Source organism: Capnocytophaga sp. oral taxon 902 (assembly GCF_013394735.1).
Taxonomy (GTDB): domain Bacteria; phylum Bacteroidota; class Bacteroidia; order Flavobacteriales; family Flavobacteriaceae; genus Capnocytophaga; species Capnocytophaga ochracea.
In genome coordinates, this window is record NZ_CP058261.1 from 1,072,021 (window position 1) to 1,089,938 (window position 17,918).

Sequence of the window (17,918 nt, forward strand, 5' to 3'; positions counted from 1 at the left end):
GGAAATGAGAGAATTAGAGAATGAGAGAATGAGAGAAAAATCGATTGAGAAATTAAATAAATTAGGTGTGAGTAAAAAGTAGTGGCGGGTATTAGGGTGAAAGACGAGGGTTGCTCGAAGGTGGAGCGGAGGTAAGATAAAGGTAGGGCGAACGATCAGTGGCTCTACAGTGGGTCTACAGTGGGTCTACAGTGGGTCTACAATGAATGATGAACGAAGGAAAGGTGAAGGTAAGTTAAAACTAAGATAGAGATAAAAAGAAGGTTATTAGTGGACTTCAACTTTGGCAAAGTTTTGAAACTTTGGCAAAGTTCATACAAAAAATGGTGCGAGCCACAGGGACAAGTAGTGAATGAGCGAAGAAAAGATGAAGGAAAGGTGAAGGTAAAGGGGTTTTAAATACTGTTTTGTTTGTATCGTTTTAATTTATTATCTTTGCAGTTCATATTACCTTATCATTTCATTGAGCAACTATGAACATCGCTTTTGACGCTAAACGGGCTTTCCATAACACACGCGGACTGGGGAATTACAGTCGGGATTTGATTCGCATACTACAAGAACACAAGGTGGGGCATTTATACCTCTTCAACCCACAAAAACGCGAAATTCAGGGAGTGGTGATTGATGAACACACCACTGAAATCACTCCACAATCTTTCTTCTGGCGCAAGCTAAAATCATTATGGCGGAGTGTAAAAATCACTGATATAGCTAAACAACTTCCTATTGATATTTATCACGGACTTTCAGGAGAAATTCCTAAGGGAATTTATAAACACATACCTACGGTAGTTACTATTCACGACCTTATTTTTATGCGTTATCCTGAACTGTATTCGTTTTTCGACAGAAAAATACATTATCGCAAGTTCTTGTATGCCGCACAACATTCAGAACACATCATCGCTATTAGTGAGCAGACGAAACAAGATATCATCAGCTATTTAGGTATTTCAGAAGAGAAAATAACGGTGGTATACCAAGGCTGTCACCAAGCTTTTAAGAAAATATATACCGAAACACAGAAGGAAACTATACGCAAAAAATATCATCTTCCCGAAAAATTTGTATTGAACGTAGGGGCTATTGAGCCCCGCAAGAACGCACTTGAAATAGTGAAAGCTATTGAACCTCTGCGAGATATTTCGTTAGTTTTGGTGGGTAAGCAAACGGCTTATTACCAACAAATAGAGGCGTATTGTGAAGCACACCAACTTAAAGACCGCGTGCAAGCACTGAGTAACGTGCCTATGGAAGACCTCGCTATTATCTACCAGCTTGCTGAGGTATTTTGTTATCCTTCGATTTTTGAAGGTTTTGGGATTCCTATTATAGAAGCGTTATTTAGCAAAACCCCTGTGATTAGTTCGCAGGGCAGTTGTTTTGCGGAAGCAGGTGGAACACATTCGGTTTATGTGAACTTGCAAAACGCTGAAAAAGAGATACGTAAAGCCATTGTAAGCATTACTACCGATGAGGAGTTGCGCAGGCAAATGGTAGAAGAGGGTTACCGACACGCTCAGCATTTTACCGACGAGGCAGTGTTTGAAAACTTGATGAAAGTGTATAAAAAAGTAAAAAGTGAGTAGTAAAAGGTAAAAATACGACAACTGACAACTCGTTTAACTTATTGACTTTATGATATATCATAAATTTTTCTTAAAAAAAAGTAAAGAAAAATTTGTTTGTATGAAAAACTTCTGTACCTTTGTACCAATTTTAACACTTATAAAGCAATAAAAGATGAGAAAGATGATCTTGTTGATGAGCGCTTTTGCTATGCACCTCGCTATGGCACAGCAACAAAGCTCGCCTGACGGCAATGTAGTACTCACTTTTTCACTGAAAGCTGATGGAACGCCTTCGTATAAGGTGACTTACAAAAACAAAGCAGTGATCAACGAAAGTACTTTGGGCTTTACTCTTAAAAAAGCCGAACCATTGACCCAAAATCTTAAAAAAGTCGAACCATTGACCCAAAACTTTAAAGTAGTAGACACCAAAAAGTCTACTTTCAAGGAAACGTGGAAACCTGTATGGGGAGAAGAAAGCGAGATTCTCAACCATTACAACGAACTTCTCGTACAATTACAGCAAGAGAAGACGCAACGAAAAATGAACATTCGTTTTCGCGTGTACAACGAAGGAGTGGGATTCCGCTATGAGTTCCCTTCACAGAAAGAACTCACCTATTTTGTAATAGAGGAAGAACTCTCGCAGTTTGCGATGACCGGAGACCACACCGCTTGGTGGATTCCTGGGGACTACGACACCCAAGAATACGACTATACGGAAAGTAAGCTCTCCGAAATTCGCGGATTGATGAAAGAAGCTGTTACCGAGAACGTATCGCAGTTTGTTTTCTCGCCTACCGGCGTGCAAACGTCGCTAATGATGAAAACCAAAGACGGCTTGTACATTAACTTGCACGAAGCTGCCTTGGTGAACTACTCGCTAATGAACCTGAACTTAGACGACAAGACTTTCGTCTTCCAATCGTGGCTCACGCCCGATGCACAGGGAGCTAAAGGCTATTTGCAAGCCCCTTGCCACAGTCCTTGGCGTACTATTATGGTGAGTGATGACGCTCGTAAAATCTTAGCGTCACGTCTTATCCTGAACCTCAACGAACCTTGTGCTATTGCCGACACTTCTTGGATTAAACCTGTAAAATACGTGGGTGTTTGGTGGGAAATGATTACCGGTAAAAACTCTTGGAGTTATACGAACGACCTCCCTACCATTGACCTCAATACCGTAGATTACACCAAAACTAAACCCAATGGTACCCACGGCGCTAACAACGAAGAAGTGCGCAAATATATCGATTTTGCAGCTAAACACGGCTTCGACCAAGTGCTTGTAGAAGGTTGGAATATAGGTTGGGAAGATTGGTTTGGTCACAAAAAAGACTATGTGTTCGACTTTGTAACTCCTTACCCCGACTTCGACCTCAAAGCACTGAACGACTACGCACACTCTAAAGGCGTGAAACTGATGATGCACCACGAAACTTCGGGCTCTACGCGCAACTACGAGCGCCATATGAAAGCCGCTTACGAGTTGATGAACCAATACGGTTACAATGCCGTAAAAAGCGGGTATGTAGGCGATATCCTCCCTGTGGGTGAACACCACTATAGTCAATCGACTATTAACCACTACCTTTATGCAATTAAAGAAGCTGCTAAATACAAAATAATGGTGAATGCTCACGAAGCAGTACGCCCTACCGGTATTTGCCGTACTTACCCAAATATGATAGGTAACGAATCAGCTCGCGGTACTGAGTACGAGGCTTTTGGAGGTAATAAAGTATTCCACACCACTATCTTGCCTTTCACTCGTTTGCAAGGAGGACCTATGGACTATACTCCTGGTATCTTCGAGACCGAAATGAAGTATGTAAACCCTAACAACAACAGCCAAATACGCTCTACTTTGGCACGCCAATTAGCGTTGTATGTAACAATGTACAGTCCGCTACAAATGGCAGCCGACTTGCCAGAGAACTACGAGAAGCATATGGATGCTTTCCAATTCATTAAAGATGTACCCGTAGATTGGCAAAAAAGCGTATACCTTGAAGCTGAACCAGGACGTTATATCACCATTGCGCGTAAAGATAAACACAGCAACGATTGGTACGTAGGTTGTACAGCTCACGAAGGCGGACATACCTCAGAGCTTCTGCTCAACTTCTTAGACAAAGGCAAGAAGTATGAAGCTACTATCTATGCCGATGCCAAAGATGCCAACTGGAAAACCAATCCGAAGGCATACACCATCACCAAACAAAAAGTAAATGCTAAAACAAAGCTAAAACTCACTGCCGCCAAAGGAGGTGGCTATGCTATTAGCATTAGAGAAGTGAAATCTAAATAATAAATAATAATATGAAAAAATATATTTTTTTTCAAATAGTATTGTTCTCAATACTATTTGTGTCTTGTAAATTTGAAAAGGATGACGAAATGAAACTTATGGTTGATCCTTCTGTTCCTGCTTCTGCTGAAAAACCAGATTCCTTGATAACTTTACCTTCAGGACAAGTTGTTAAAAAAGTAGGAAATGATTACTTGTGGTTAGGAGATATTTTGCTATCAGAGTCTGACTTGAAATCTGTAAGTGAAAAAGGCTATATTGAGACAGAGGAAGAAAAACCTTATGAAAAGTATTTAGGGAATAACCCTATTACACATAGGTCTTTAAGAGAAGAAGCTATTGAAAACAGCAATAGTGATGCCTTAATAACAGCTTCAGTAGGAGTACATCCAAGTCTACAGAGAACATGGTTAATGGTAAGATATGAATATGCACCCGATTTAACTCCTGATAGAAGACAGATAGCATATGAAGCCATCTTACATTGGGAAAAGAATACAAATGTAAGATTTCTGAATGCTAATAACATAAAAGAAAAAAGACATCCTAGATGGGGAGATTATCCTTGTGTAATATTCACTAATTCCAATAAAAATAATTCTTATGTAGGAATGAGTGGAGGACGACAAGTGATCAATTTAAACTCATATCAACATGTAAGTGCTGCCATCCACGAAATAGGTCACGCAATAGGGTTATATCACGAACATTGTGCTAATAATAGAGATAACTATATCAATATAAATTATAGTAATATCAAACCTGCTTTTAGACATGATTTTGATATACAAAATAGAACTACAGGTATTCATCCAATGTCAGATGGGATAGATTTTAACTCTATAATGATCTACGGTTCTTATACTGGCGATACAGAAGCTGTGTATGACCCCAATAAACCAATGATGACTAAAAAAGACGGTTCTACTTGGGAGAGGTCAGAGGTATTATCAAAATTTGATAAGATGTGGGCTAATAAGTTTTACTTACCTGTTATCCCAAGGAATGATTCTTACATCGAATTAGAAAAAATAGTATATAAAGATGATAACACTATAATGTCTGAGCGAGAAAGATTGAATTTACAGGGGTACTTAAATAACGGAAGAAGCACGCCTCCTTCTCCTGACAATCGATTAGTGAATGTACATACACCTTGAAAAATCAAAATAATTAAACTTTAAATACACTATACATATGAAAAACAATATGTTTAAACAGTTATTGTTTGTAATACTATTGCTTTGCGTAGCTTTTGGTTATGCACAGCAAATCACTGTAAAAGGAACAGTGAAAGACGGCTCTGGACAACCTTTGATGGGTGCCAGTGTGCTTGTAAAAGGTACCTCTCACGGTACTGCTGCCGATTTTGACGGTAATTTTGAGTTAAAAGTAGACAAAGGGGTTACCCTTGTGGTCTCATCAGTAGGCTATAAAAGCCGAGAAGTAGCTGCTAAAGCAGGTACTATGAACATTGTTCTCCAAGAGGATGTACAACAACTCGGCGACGTAGTAGTTATCGGGTATGGTGCTATAAAGAAAAAAGACCTTACAGGCTCTGTAAACTTGGTAACCGACAAAGACTTTAACAAAGCTCCTGCCGTAAATGCCGACCAGCTTATCCAAGGTAAAATAGCTGGGGTACAAATGACCTCTGCTAGTGGAGCTCCTGGTGAAGGACAAACTATCCGTATCCGTGGTAATGGCTCTTTGTCCTTAACTTCTAACCCGCTAATTGTAATTGACGGTGTGCCAATGAACGATGGTGGCGTGGGCGGTTCTCGTAGTATCTTCAACTCTATCAACCCCGAAGATATTGAGAGTATGACCGTGCTAAAAGACGCTTCGTCTACCGCTATCTTTGGTTCACGTGCTGCCAATGGGGTTATTATGATTACCACCAAAAAAGGAAAAGCAAACCAAGATTTGAAGATTAGCTTCAATACTAGCATCGCCCTACAAGATGTAAACAAATACGTAGATGTAATGAATGCTAACCAATTCCGCCAAACAGTAAAAGGATTGAATAACCCTGCTGCCGAAGCGCTCTTAGGAAATGCCGATACTAATTGGCAAAAAGAAATCTACCAAACTGCTCCAATGAGCAATAGTACTTTGGTGCTCTCCGGCGCTTACAAAACTTTGCCTTACCGTGTATCAGTAGGACATTCGTATGCCGATGGGATATTGCGCACCGATAACTTCAAACGTACCAATGCCAAAATTAGTTTGAACCCTACTTTCTTTGATAAATCATTGAAATTAGAATTGAATGCCAATGGTACTTATATGCAAAACCGTTTTGCTAATAAAGATGCTATTGGGGCAGCCGTAGAGTACGACCCTACTCAGTCAGTGTTTGGAGGTCTCGCTAAATACGGAGGTTACCACGCTTGGGTGAACCCTAATAATGGCAGCCGCTACGACTTAGCTCCTAACAACCCTATGGCAATGCTAAAGTTTTTAGACGATTCTTCTAAAGTGTATCGTTTTATTGGGAATGCTAAAGTAGATTATACCTTGCCTTTCTTTAAAGATATTACCGCTAGTGTAAACGTGGGTATTGATTACAGTAAAGGGGAAGGTGATAAAATAACCGACCGCCGTATGCCTACCTCTACTCCTGATTTCGACGGAGCTAAAACTACTTATACTAATAAAGCTACCAACAAGCTCTTTGATGCTTATATAAACTATATGAAAGACATCAAAGAAACTCATAATATAGGGCTAATGATAGGACACTCTTATCAGTCATTTGAGTTTGACGATAATTCCACTGATTACTCTTACTTCACTAACCCAGGTGATAACAAAGAGGTGCCTAACATCAACAAGAGTAGAAACGTATTGATGTCTTTCTTTGGTCGTGCAAATTATAGCTATAAGAATCGTTACCTTCTTACCGCTACCCTTCGTGCTGACGCATCTTCTAAACTAAACCCAGACGACCGTTGGGGTTACTTCCCTTCAGTAGCCTTGGCTTGGAATGTGAGCAACGAGAACTTCCTTAAAGACAACAAAACTCTTAACGAACTCAAACTGCGTTTTGGTTATGGTGAAGTAGGGAACGTGAATGGTTTGGGCGACTACCTCTTCCTTACCAATTACACTCGTAGTCAAGACGGAGCTTCTTACCAATTAGGAGATAGCTTCTATCAAACTTACCGTCCTGGGGTAACCAATAAAAACCTACGTTGGGAAGTGGGGAATACCCTCAATGCTGGTATTGATTTTGGCTTCTTAGACAACCTCATCACAGGTACCCTCGATGTGTATCGCAAACAAACCAAAGACCTGATAGCCGAAACCACTATCGACCCCTTTACCAACTTTAAAAACCGTGTAAATGCCAATGTAGGGGATATGGAAAACAAAGGTATTGAACTTGGTTTGACCGTAACTCCTATCCGTAATATTGAGAAGAATATCCGTTGGAGTTTCAACTATAACATAGCTTACAACGAAAATAAGATTACCCGTATGCCCGACGACCAGCCTACTGGAGGTATCTCAGGAGGTACTGGTAACCGTGTACAACTACACCGCGAAGGTGAAACCCCTTACTCTTTCTTTGTATACCAGCAAGTGTACGACGCACAAGGCAATCCAGTAGAAAATGCTTTTGTGGATAGAAACGGTAATGGCAAAATAGACGAAGGCGACCGCTACTTGTACAAATCGCCTTTTGCCCCTGTGACAATGGGCTTTGGCACCGATTTGAACTACAAGAATTGGGATTTAAACATCACTACCCGTGCAAACATCGGTAACTATGTGTACAATAACACCCAATCACGCTTAGACCAATTCGGCGAAATTACTGCTAACAGTGGTTTCTTGCGCAATATTAAAGCGAATAGTAATTTCCAACGCCATAACGACCAATCGTGGTTAAGCGATTACTACTTAGAGAACGCTTCATTCTTCAAGTTAGACAATATCACCTTGGGATATACTTTCCCTCATACCGATAAAATGTACATTCGCCTTTATGGTACTGTACAAAATGTATTGACTATTACTAAGTACAGCGGTTTAGACCCAGAAGTATATGGCGGTATCGACAACAACTTCTATCCACGCCCTCAAACTTACTTGTTGGGCTTGAATGTTAACTTTTAATGAATATAGAGTATGAAAAAATATATCAAACATAGTATCTTTGGGGTAATATTAGCACTTTCGCTTAGTGCTTGTATGAAAGATTTAGACCAAGAGCCTATAGACCCCGATAGCTTTACTGAAAAAGACGTGTTTAAAAACGCTACTGAAGCTAAAGGTGCCTTAGCTAAAATTTATGCCTCATTATCGCTTACTGGGCAAAAAGGTCCCAGCGGTGATGGCGATATAGCAGGTGCCGATGAAGGTTCTACTGGATACACTCGTATGCAATTCTACTTACAAGTAGCCAGTACCGATGAGGCTATCATTCGCTGGAGTGATGCTGGTGTGCCCGATTTCCACAATATGAGTTGGACACCTGCTAACACCTTTACCAATGCCTATTACAACCGCTTGGGGCAACAAATCGCTTTTGCGAACTCGTTTATAGATAACGCACAAGCCTTAGCTTCTGACCCCGAAGTAGCTTATTATATTGCCGAAGCGCGCTTTATCCGTGCTTATGCTTATTACAACGTAATAGATGCTTTCGGGAAAGCACCTTTGGTAACCTCCTCTAAGGCAGATTTAAAACCTGCTCAAAACACACGTGCCGAACTCTTTAACTTCGTAGAAAGTGAGTTAAAGGATTTAGAGGGCAAACTAAAAGCCGCACGTGCTAATGAATACGGACGTGTAGATGTGGTAGCCGCTCAAGCGCTCCTCGCTCGTTTATACCTCAACGCTAAAGTGTATATAGGACAAGATAAATATACCGATTGTATTACCTATGCTAAAAAGGTAATTGCCTCTTCCTATAGCTTAAACACTACCGATGCCAATAACAATGGTACCGCTTACGACGAGTTGTTCCTTGCCGATAACAACAGCAATGGCGCTCAGAACGAGTTTATATTTTTAGCAAGTTTTGATGGGCTTAATACCAAAACCTATGGAGGTACAGCTTTCATTATACACGGAGCTACCGGAGGAAATATGAATGCTTCTTCCTTGGGTATTAACGATGGTTGGAGTGGTCTTACAGCTCCTAAAGAATTCGTTAATAAATTTGAGGTATCAGCACGCAATGGTAATAACGAGCCTACCGCTTGGAAAGACAAACGCGCGATGTTCTATACCGATGGGCAAACCTATGAGAACACAGACTTAAAAGACTTTACAAAGTCAGGTTATGCCATTACTAAATTCAAGAACATAACCTCTACAGGAGCTGCAGGTAAAGACCCCGAAAAGAAATTCCCCGACACCGATTTACCGCTTATCCGCTTAGCCGAAGTATATCTTACTTATGCTGAAGCCGTGCTACGCGGTGGGGAAGGAGGTGATAGAGCTACTGCCTTAGGTTATATCAACCAATTGCGTAGCCGTGCTTATGGTAACGCCTCTGGCAACATAGCCGATAGCGACCTTACCTTAGATTTTATCTTAGACGAACGCGCTCGTGAATTGTACTGGGAAGGATTGCGCCGTACCGACCTTATTCGTTATGGTAAATTTACAGGAGGTGCTTACCTTTGGTCTTTCAAAGGAGGTGCTGCTTCAGGTGTAGCAGTGCCCGATTATAGAAACTTATATCCTATTCCTCAAGATGCACGCACCGCTAATGACAACCTTACTCAAAATACAGGATACTAAAAAGAGAATACTATGAAAAATATACTTAAAACAGCAGTACTATGTATGGGGCTTATCTCATTGGTAGCCTGCGAAAAAGACGAAGAAAAGGCAACCCTTAATGCCGATGCCAAAATAGAGGCTTCCCTATCTACCGACAACGTAGTACTTACACAGGGCACCGCCTCCCAAACAGCTCTTACTGTTTCTTGGGAAACCAAAAACCTCAACATAAACCTTGCTCCTAAATATACCGTTAATTTTGTAAGAAAAGATGGAAAAAAGGAGAAATCTATTTCAGTTGAGAAATCCCCTCTTGCTATCACAGGTAAAGAGTTAAATGACTATCTTATAAGTGATTTAGAAATTACAGCAGGAACAACGACCGAAGTTACCGTAGCGGTAAGATTAGTCCTCAGCGACCAACGTAATTTTTCCTCCGAGCATAAATTGAAAGTAACCCCTTTCCTTGATGAAATCAAACCAAGCGATTGGGGAATAGCTGGTGATGGTGCTAACGGTTGGGATCCAGATAAAGGATTAGATATTAAAATGTGGAAAGGTGACGATGGTGCATTAGTAGCCTATGCTACTTTAAAAACTGGTAGCATCAAATTCCGTAAAGATAATAAATGGGATCTTAATTACGGTGGAAGTAACGGTAAATTAGTGTCTGGAGGAACTAATATTGCTGTCTTAGCAGGTACTTATAAGATTACTTTTAACGAAAAAGCCCTTACTTATAGTATCGAAAAATACTCTTGGGGTATAGTTGGTAGCGGTGCTAATGGTTGGGACGAAAATAAGGATTTAGACATCAAGTTGTCTTACAATGGTGCTCTTAACCAATGGGAAGCTAAAAATGTTAGTCTAAAGGACGGAGAAATTAAAATCCGTTTAAATAACCAATGGGGTACAAACTTCGGTGCTGATAGCACTGATAACCCAGCAACCGCTCTTAGTGGTAAGCTTAAAGATGGTGGAAATAACATCAAAGTGAATGCAGGCACTTACAACGTTTCTTTCTCTTTTGATGTAAAAACCAAAGAAGGTACTTACAAGATAGAAAAATTATAACAGAATACAGGCTGTCCGACAGTGTCGGACAGCCTGTATTATATCATTTAAATACCAAAAATATGAAATATTATATATACCTTCTCGCAGGATTGCTCGCCTTTTCCTGCGATAAAAAAAGCAACAACGACAACCCAGAACCCCAAAATACAGTTCCCTTAGACCTTACTAAAATAGACAACGGCAATCGCGTGATGATGCAAGCCTTCTATTGGGATGTAACACCTCTTGGCGAATGGTGGAATACCATTACCCCAAAACTCACTGAGTGGAAAGCCAACGGAGTAGACCGCATTTGGCTACCACCTGCCTCCAAAGGAGCTTCTGGGGGCCTCTCTATGGGCTACGACCCCTCCGATTATTTCGACTTTGGCGAATACTTCCAGCACGGCACTGTAAAAACCCGTTTCGGCTCACGCGCTGAACTCGAAAACCTCATCAGCAAAGCCCACGAAAGTGGCTTGCAAGTAATTGCCGATATCGTTATAGGGCATAACAATGGCGGGGGCAAAGAATGGAACCCTTACCGCAATAAAGAGACCTACACCCTTTTCGATAAAACCCACGGTAATGCTTCTGGAAAATTTAACCGCAACTATGAGTGCTTTCACCCTAATAAATATGCAACTTCTGACGAAGGAGCTGACTTTTACGGAGAACAAGACCTCTCGCATAAAGTACCCTATGTACGTGAAGAACTTTGGGAAAAAGATAATTCAATGGCAAAGTATTACAAGAATACAATGAAGTTTGACGGTTGGCGTTTCGACTACGTGAAGAGCTTTGGAGCTTGGGTAGTACGCGATTGGCTAAAAGCAGTAGGAGGTTTCGCCGTAGGTGAATTGTGGGACGGCAACCCCGAAACGCTTAAAAAATGGGTAGACGAGAGCGGTGCAAGTGCTTTCGACTTTGCTTGTTTTTATGCCCTCGAAAAGGCATTAGACCGCAATAAAGATATGCACGAACTAATGACCGATACCCACCCAATGCTTAGAACCTTGCGCACCGAGAAAGCTGTCACTTTTACAGCTAACCACGATACCGAGAAAGACAACATTGCCGATAATACCATTGCGCCTGACAAAAAACTAATGGCGTATGCCTATATCCTTACTCATAGTGGCTACCCTTGTATTTTCTATTCCGATTACGAAAATGAGGCTTTCAAAGCCAAGCTACAAAAGCTAATGCTCATCAACCGCAGTTTGGCAGTAGGCGAAGAGAAATTTCACTTAGCTTCTAATACAGAGTATGTAGCCTCACGTCTGGGCAACGAGAAAAGTCCGGGCTTAGTGCTCTTTATCAACAACAGCACTCTCCCTGCCAAGCGTACTATCACCACCCATTGGAAAAACAAAACCCTGATAGATTACTCTGGTAATAGTCATTTATTTTTTGTTACCGATAGCGATGGCAATGTAACCATACAAGTACCCGCCAATAGCTACACTGTGTGGTCAATAGGTAAATAACATAAAGTTATACAGATAAAAAAACGAGCTACCTCGCAATGAAGTAGCTCGTTTTTTACTTAAGTTTTAAATCTTTTCCTTAAAACACTTGTATCTCCAATATACATAAGCTAAGACTACGAGCAATAACAACCAAAGAATATACCTTAATGGTGTACTTTGGGTGTGTTTTCGTATTTGCTCAGCTTGCTGTATTTCGTGCTTTCGAACTTCAGTTTGAGCACTTGCGTAAGATTGCTTATAAAGAGTAGTATCAGCCTGCTGTAAGCTCTTAGAATGGGCTCTGATAGCTTTTATTTTCACCTTGCCATTGCGTACCCTTATAGTCTCACTATTGCCGTCGCGAGTGCGGGTATAGGTGAGCTCTTTAGCATTGCCAAGGCTGTCTTTGTCGTTTTCGAGTTCAAGCTCGAAAGACGTGGCAGACAGGTCAGACCATTCAGACTTGTAAGACTCCTGAACAAAGAGCTGGGAGCTATCTTTATTGGTGATAAAGTGCTCTTTCTGGACTTGCCTTTGTGTGTAGGTTTCTACTTTTTTGGTTCTGCAACCAATCACTGACAAAAGGAGTAACATTGATAATAAAACTCTTTTCATACATAGTTATTTTGCTTGTTCAATCATTTTAATCACTTTCTTTAAAGTTTCAGCGTAATTAGGGGCAGTAGCATAACCTGCTTTAGCAACTTCCTCTGCAAACTTATAGGGGTCACTTTTCACTTTCAATGCCTCTGCATAGCGTTCGTTTTTGATGAAGAATTGAGCGTGGTCAGTGAAACTCTCTTCTGGGGTATCGTACTTCCTAAACCAATCCCTCACCACGTACAAATATTTGCCGTCCGCACGCTTAGTAATGCTGATAATCTCAGGAAAAAGTCTCTTTGTTACCATAGGCACGGAAAGTACCTCCGTAGTACGCACTAACTGCTTCTTACTTGCAGGCGTATCCTTGCTAGCTTTCACGCCGAACATCATATTACCGGGCACATTCTTACCCCAGCCTGTCTCTAATGCCGATTGCGCCAGTATAAATAGGTGTGATATTCCCGTTTTACGCTGAGTCTCGAGGGCGTAAGGCTTGTATTTTGTTATAAATTCTTTAGGAGTCATAATGATTTTCAATATTAAAGGTTTTATAAAATTTCTTGTTAATAATACATTGACAAACTTAAAGCCTAAATTATCTAAGTTTTCCTATAAGCTCAGAACCAACTACTATATAATAAAGTACTACCCAATAGAGTCAATGGAAAAGGTCAAACTCAGAATCTTCACGTGTAAGAAAGTCAGCATCGACTGAAAAGATGTGTAGCATACAAATAATCATTAAATAAACAAATATTTTTAACAGCATACGACCTTTTTTGCGACTTTCGTGTTTTTCTTTCCTACGATACGAGGCTACCATACCCGTTATCCACTCGAAAATGAATAGTAGCAAATAAGAGTGACATAATAACATCTATTTTTATAAAAAGCATTGAAAAAGTGTGTCCAAAGGAAGAGTGTAATAGGTCTTTAAAATCTCTAAACCCAAATCCTTGTAATATGTAATTTAGTTTTGTCATAGAAATAAATAAAATGATTATAAACAATTACGATGTTGGTAAAACAACTACAAATCTTTTAAAAAACTCAGTAATTATAATTGGTGAGGTGAGTAACGAAAATTCTAAATCATATTTATTTGAACCTAGATTGTTTGAAAAAAATATAAACTCTTGATCATATAATAACCGTTTTTTCCCTATTTCTAATTTTACTTCTCTAAAATTAAAAAAAGGGGGTTGTGAACTTGGTTTTTGAATAATAACTGAAAATTTAAACTTATTACAATGAGCTACCTTAAAGCTTTGACAATTTCTCATCCGTTCTTCAAAAAATCCAAAAATAATATAAGGATGATTATAATCAAAAAGACTATAAGGACTTTTAAAAAAAATAGGAGATTCATCTGACATATAAAAGGTCATGTTTGCCAATAAAGTTTCATCAAAGTCAAACTGCCAAACTCCTGTTTTTAACGGATTATTTACTAAGTCGATATGAAATTCAGGTTTAACAGGATCATCTCCCCACAAAAAATATTGAATAGGATTCATCTTTTTCTTTTGTTTTTAGATTTTAAGTAATTCCAAAAAGCAAACCTCTTTCTTGTTTTTAAATACTTAAGGTTATCTTCATTCTCGTAAGCCTCTCTTTCAAAGACGATATTAAGATAGGCAAGATTTACAGATTTGTAAATAAAAATCTTCCTCAACCAATCCAACACATACCACACATAAAAAAGTAGTACTAACAACTCTTTTTGCTGTTTTATGTGAATGCTTTCGTGGTTGATAAGAACTTTGTCGTGTTTATCACTATCGTTCCTTACGAATATAAAGGGATAGAGCGTAATTGCTCTATACCCTTGTGGAACAAAAAATGTATTTTTTCTTATCAAAGTCATTTGTTGTACTTTGTAGTTTTTTTTAAGTTTTTTTAAGTTTAAATATTTCTGATATCAATATAACAATCGTTTTCGTAAATAGAAATTACTGCTGTAGAGCCTTTCTTACCGTTGAAAGTAGTGTCTCCTGTATAGATAATGTTCTTACCTGTACAGGTAAAGATTACTTGACCATTATCAAAAACTTTTCTAAAAGACACAGAACCCATATTTTGAATAGCGGAAAGGTCAATAGAACAGGCTACTGTAACAAAAATTACTTGATTTTGATGGTCTACTCTAAGAGTAGTATTCCCTTCACATTTAGCCCCTTCTCTATATACATCAGAGAACCAAGCTAAATCTCTAAAAGCTCCTTTGTCTTCATTAAAACGAGCCCCATCAACCGAATTTCTTACACCTATACGTGTCCAAGAGTACCAATTAGATTTTAAAAACTCTAAGGAAGATGTTGAACCTGCTCCTTTAAAATTAACATACAATCCCCAACCACCAGGATAAGTAACGTTCCAACAACCTGTATCACGATATTTAAAAGTGTTTAATTCTTCTGGAGATAAATTTCCTTTAAACCCTGATGAAACTAAATCCGCTTTAGAAACCTGTCCGCCACCACCTGTGAGCAAATATTCATCAGAGCTTCCTTCTTTTATAAATTTCTTGGAAGTAATACTTTCAGAGAAGTTAGGTTTTCCTTCAATATCTCCCCACGAATGTTTATGGTTCTTGTCTGCTTTGTCATCAATCTGTTTTTTTAAGTCTTGTGCCGTACCCGTATAATCTCCTTTTGGTAAGAGTCCCGAAATATCTACTTGATGAAGCCCCTCTAACTTCTCTTTATATTCATTAGTAAAGTCATTTGAACTTAATTCTTTACCCTCTACCTTATCCACTTTTTTGTCAAATAACACCTTATGTGCTTGTGTATCGTTTAGGTGATTACTCAATTGTTCAGCCGAAGCCGTTCCTTCTACAAGTTTATCCAAACCCTCAACGCTTGCTATTGGTATCTTCTCGCTCTTGTGCCAAAAGCTATCTAACCACGCCCAAAACTGCTCTTGTGTGGGTTTTTTAAGGTTAGAAAACCACTGCTTTAATGTTTCTATTGCTGTCATAATATTATTTTATTGTATAAATTAAAATCCTACAAATTCTATAAAACGAATCACTCGGTAAGGAGGCATATTATTGTGAGGTTGATCTCCTCCCGTATGGTAACTTTCATGTAAGTTTCCTGTCCCTGTTGAAAATTCTGTACCATCTCCTCCTGTACCTGAGTCATCTTTTGTTTCTCTATAAGGTATCTGGTGATTATGACGAGGCATTTCCGCAATGGTAAGTCTATGCATTTTTTCTCCTCCTGTCCTGCCTATCACTCCTAAATCATTATCAGCAATATCTTGTCCCACAGCCATACGTCCTCGTAAAGATTCATACTCTCGCCAGCCTTCTGGCAAAGGAATGTTAGCTGGTTTTCCCCATATTGCTACCAACCCCAAGGGCACTGTTTTCTTTACACGTTCCTCCAATTTTTCCAAGCGCTTCAGCAAACAGGTTTCTTCTGTAAAAGATTTCTCTTCTATTTGTCTGTTACTTAACACTCGCCTGAAGCTCTCCCACGGATAACTCTTTGTACTACTGCCAAAAGTAGCTACTTTCTCCACAAGTACTGTTTTCTGTGAGCCGTCTTCAAAAATTTTAGATGTGTTCACTTCCTTAATGAACACGTAAGAGCCAAGTGTCGTACCCTGAAAAGGGTATATTTCTCCTTCAATGGCTACTACTCCGTCTGACACTGTGTTGCCTACTATTTCACACCCCGAAAGAATAACTAAATCCCCCGAGATACCACTCATTGCATTGAATATCTTATAAGCATTCTGCATATAACTTAATACATCGGTAGTTAGTGGGAAACCTCCCGTTTGGTTTACATTAATACTGTTCATAATTTCTATACTTCTATAATATATCGTTTACTCGCTAATTTGTAAAAGTCTATTAGGGCTTCTATCTCAAAGAAACGGTACTTCCCTATTTCACTTGTAGGAATCTTCTTCGCCTCCCATATCTCCAAAGGTATTTTTACGATAAAGTCTACTCCTGTATCGCTGTAATCTACTTCACGATGTAAATACATAGTCCCTAAAAACTTCGGTTTTTGTTCTCCTTCAGTATAAAGATACTGTCCTTTGTACTGATTGCCGTCCCATATGCGTATGCGCCGTTGCTCAATGTCAAATGCATCATTTAGCGCTTTGCGTAAGTAACATACTTGCCCATTCAGTCCAAGTTTCTTAATATCCAAATATCTCTTCTGAATAAAGTCATAATACAACTGACTGATAGGAGCACTAAGCGTTCTTATCCATCCTACCATTCTTGTCTTTCGCAAAAAAGAAGGTATAAGTAGAATGACCAATTTTTCTATTTTGAAATTAAATATCATTTTGTGATGTATTTTATTTGTGAAGCATTCCAGTCTACCTCAAAGTAACCACTTTGCGGTATTTGGGTAACTCCTATGTTTTGTAATGCTCCATAGCCTTTGGTCTCGGGGTCTATCCACGCTGTTTTGAGTTCTTTTAAGTGTGGTATTTTCACCCCATTAGCTTGTTGCAAAGCGTCTACAAGATGCGCTACAATAAGTTCACCGTTAAAAGGTAAGTTTTTAAGATAACCCTCTATGGCTTCTTGTATAGGGCGTTTGCCGTAAAGCACATCGCTTCCATTACTATCCAATACTAACGGGTCGTAATACACATCAAGGTTCAGAACAAGCTTATCAGACAGATAATTAATAACCGTAGTGCGCACTCCAGCATCTTTAATTTCTGATAAATAACCACTAAAGGCATTTTGTTCATCTGCTGTAATAGGCTGTAACCGTCCCCCGTTTTCAGTGGCTATCTTTACTATCAATCTACCGTCATTACTCTCCACCACTGCCGAGTATTTTATAATCTTACTCGCCTCTACCTGCTCCTTTGTCTTATCTTTGTTGTTAAACTTATCGCTGTCGGGTAAGAGGTCAAAACCATACTGAAAGGCAAGGGCTTTACTTCTATACCACCGTGCAGTATGAGGTTTTAATTCAGTAAGGCGTTTATCAATATCTGTCCTATGTAAGTCGAATAACTTTTCTAAGCTCCAAATAGCTACCGAGATAATATAAACCCACAGTCGCCATATAGCTACTCTTGAGTTTGAGTTAAGTCCGTTTAGAGCTTCTTCTCGCTCTTTTGCATTATAGATAATCTGTTGTATTTCTTGTATTGTACGTGCCATAA

General features: G+C 39.3%; 15 protein-coding genes. 7 read left to right on the forward strand and 8 right to left on the reverse strand.

Going from position 1 to position 17,918, the window contains the following annotated elements; translation table 11 throughout:
• Positions 1-473 precede the first annotated feature (473 nt).
• The 7 genes from HW278_RS04475 (at position 474) to HW278_RS04505 (ending at position 12,176) form a co-directional block, all read left to right on the forward strand.
• Positions 474-1,592, forward strand: a complete 1,119-nt coding sequence (locus HW278_RS04475) for a glycosyltransferase family 4 protein (RefSeq protein ID WP_178977061.1) — start codon at positions 474-476, stop codon at positions 1,590-1,592.
• A gap of 154 nt (positions 1,593-1,746) precedes the next feature.
• The gene (locus HW278_RS04480) at positions 1,747-3,888 is read left to right on the forward strand and encodes a glycoside hydrolase family 97 protein (protein WP_178977062.1); all 2,142 of its coding nucleotides are present in this window, start codon (positions 1,747-1,749) and stop codon (positions 3,886-3,888) included.
• Between the two features lie 11 nt (positions 3,889-3,899).
• Positions 3,900-5,048 carry a M12 family metallopeptidase gene (locus tag HW278_RS04485; protein WP_178977063.1) on the forward strand — a complete coding sequence of 383 codons (1,149 nt, stop codon included), beginning with the start codon at positions 3,900-3,902 and terminating at the stop codon, positions 5,046-5,048.
• Positions 5,049-5,085: 37 nt separating this feature from the next.
• Positions 5,086-8,013, forward strand: coding sequence for a SusC/RagA family TonB-linked outer membrane protein (locus tag HW278_RS04490; protein WP_178977064.1), 2,928 nt, complete (start codon positions 5,086-5,088; stop codon positions 8,011-8,013).
• Positions 8,014-8,025: 12 nt separating this feature from the next.
• Positions 8,026-9,648, forward strand: a complete 1,623-nt coding sequence (locus tag HW278_RS04495; protein ID WP_178977065.1) for a RagB/SusD family nutrient uptake outer membrane protein — start codon at positions 8,026-8,028, stop codon at positions 9,646-9,648.
• A gap of 12 nt (positions 9,649-9,660) precedes the next feature.
• A complete protein-coding gene (locus tag HW278_RS04500) occupies positions 9,661-10,704 on the forward strand; it encodes a SusE domain-containing protein (protein WP_178977066.1) in 1,044 nt (347 codons plus the stop codon).
• Positions 10,705-10,766: 62 nt separating this feature from the next.
• Positions 10,767-12,176 carry an alpha-amylase gene (locus HW278_RS04505; RefSeq protein WP_178977067.1) on the forward strand — a complete coding sequence of 470 codons (1,410 nt, stop codon included), beginning with the start codon at positions 10,767-10,769 and terminating at the stop codon, positions 12,174-12,176.
• 66 nt (positions 12,177-12,242) lie between these two features.
• Here the strand turns inward: HW278_RS04505 and HW278_RS04510 are convergent, their stop codons facing one another.
• From HW278_RS04510 to HW278_RS04545, 8 genes are all read right to left on the reverse strand, one after another.
• A complete protein-coding gene (locus HW278_RS04510) occupies positions 12,243-12,773 on the reverse strand; it encodes a hypothetical protein (protein WP_178977068.1) in 531 nt (176 codons plus the stop codon).
• Positions 12,774-12,779: 6 nt separating this feature from the next.
• A complete protein-coding gene (locus tag HW278_RS04515; RefSeq protein ID WP_178977984.1) occupies positions 12,780-13,286 on the reverse strand; it encodes a glycoside hydrolase family 73 protein in 507 nt (168 codons plus the stop codon).
• Between the two features lie 133 nt (positions 13,287-13,419).
• Positions 13,420-13,638: a phage holin family protein gene (locus HW278_RS04520; protein ID WP_317166237.1), complete on the reverse strand. Its 219-nt coding sequence runs from the start codon at positions 13,636-13,638 to the stop codon at positions 13,420-13,422.
• Positions 13,639-13,771: 133 nt separating this feature from the next.
• Positions 13,772-14,278 carry a hypothetical protein gene (locus tag HW278_RS04525; protein ID WP_178977069.1) on the reverse strand — a complete coding sequence of 169 codons (507 nt, stop codon included), beginning with the start codon at positions 14,276-14,278 and terminating at the stop codon, positions 13,772-13,774.
• Between the two features lie 388 nt (positions 14,279-14,666).
• Positions 14,667-15,743, reverse strand: a complete 1,077-nt coding sequence (locus tag HW278_RS04530; protein WP_178977070.1) for a hypothetical protein — start codon at positions 15,741-15,743, stop codon at positions 14,667-14,669.
• A 21-nt stretch (positions 15,744-15,764) separates the two neighbouring features.
• Positions 15,765-16,577 carry a hypothetical protein gene (locus HW278_RS04535; protein WP_178977071.1) on the reverse strand — a complete coding sequence of 271 codons (813 nt, stop codon included), beginning with the start codon at positions 16,575-16,577 and terminating at the stop codon, positions 15,765-15,767.
• Positions 16,578-16,582: 5 nt separating this feature from the next.
• Positions 16,583-17,077, reverse strand: coding sequence for a hypothetical protein (locus HW278_RS04540; RefSeq protein WP_053581193.1), 495 nt, complete (start codon positions 17,075-17,077; stop codon positions 16,583-16,585).
• A complete protein-coding gene (locus tag HW278_RS04545) occupies positions 17,074-17,916 on the reverse strand; it encodes a nucleotidyltransferase (RefSeq protein WP_178977072.1) in 843 nt (280 codons plus the stop codon). The genes HW278_RS04540 and HW278_RS04545 overlap by 4 nt, the downstream gene beginning before the upstream one ends.
• Positions 17,917-17,918 lie beyond the last annotated feature (2 nt).

What these genes read in the sequence shown, in the direction of transcription:
- HW278_RS04490 (WP_178977064.1), top strand. Translation starts at nt 5,086, where the DNA reads ATGAAAAACAATATGTTTAAACAGTTATTGTTTGTAATACTATTGCTT.
- HW278_RS04540 (WP_053581193.1), bottom strand. Translation starts at nt 17,077, where the DNA reads ATGATATTTAATTTCAAAATAGAAAAATTGGTCATTCTACTTATACCT.
- HW278_RS04525 (WP_178977069.1), bottom strand. Translation starts at nt 14,278, where the DNA reads ATGAATCCTATTCAATATTTTTTGTGGGGAGATGATCCTGTTAAACCT.
- HW278_RS04530 (WP_178977070.1), bottom strand. Translation starts at nt 15,743, where the DNA reads ATGACAGCAATAGAAACATTAAAGCAGTGGTTTTCTAACCTTAAAAAA.
- HW278_RS04535 (WP_178977071.1), bottom strand. Translation starts at nt 16,577, where the DNA reads ATGAACAGTATTAATGTAAACCAAACGGGAGGTTTCCCACTAACTACC.
- HW278_RS04500 (WP_178977066.1), top strand. Translation starts at nt 9,661, where the DNA reads ATGAAAAATATACTTAAAACAGCAGTACTATGTATGGGGCTTATCTCA.
- HW278_RS04545 (WP_178977072.1), bottom strand. Translation starts at nt 17,916, where the DNA reads ATGGCACGTACAATACAAGAAATACAACAGATTATCTATAATGCAAAA.
- HW278_RS04480 (WP_178977062.1), top strand. Translation starts at nt 1,747, where the DNA reads ATGAGAAAGATGATCTTGTTGATGAGCGCTTTTGCTATGCACCTCGCT.
- HW278_RS04515 (WP_178977984.1), bottom strand. Translation starts at nt 13,286, where the DNA reads ATGACTCCTAAAGAATTTATAACAAAATACAAGCCTTACGCCCTCGAG.
- HW278_RS04505 (WP_178977067.1), top strand. Translation starts at nt 10,767, where the DNA reads ATGAAATATTATATATACCTTCTCGCAGGATTGCTCGCCTTTTCCTGC.
- HW278_RS04495 (WP_178977065.1), top strand. Translation starts at nt 8,026, where the DNA reads ATGAAAAAATATATCAAACATAGTATCTTTGGGGTAATATTAGCACTT.
- HW278_RS04510 (WP_178977068.1), bottom strand. Translation starts at nt 12,773, where the DNA reads ATGAAAAGAGTTTTATTATCAATGTTACTCCTTTTGTCAGTGATTGGT.
- HW278_RS04475 (WP_178977061.1), top strand. Translation starts at nt 474, where the DNA reads ATGAACATCGCTTTTGACGCTAAACGGGCTTTCCATAACACACGCGGA.
- HW278_RS04520 (WP_317166237.1), bottom strand. Translation starts at nt 13,638, where the DNA reads ATGTTATTATGTCACTCTTATTTGCTACTATTCATTTTCGAGTGGATA.
- HW278_RS04485 (WP_178977063.1), top strand. Translation starts at nt 3,900, where the DNA reads ATGAAAAAATATATTTTTTTTCAAATAGTATTGTTCTCAATACTATTT.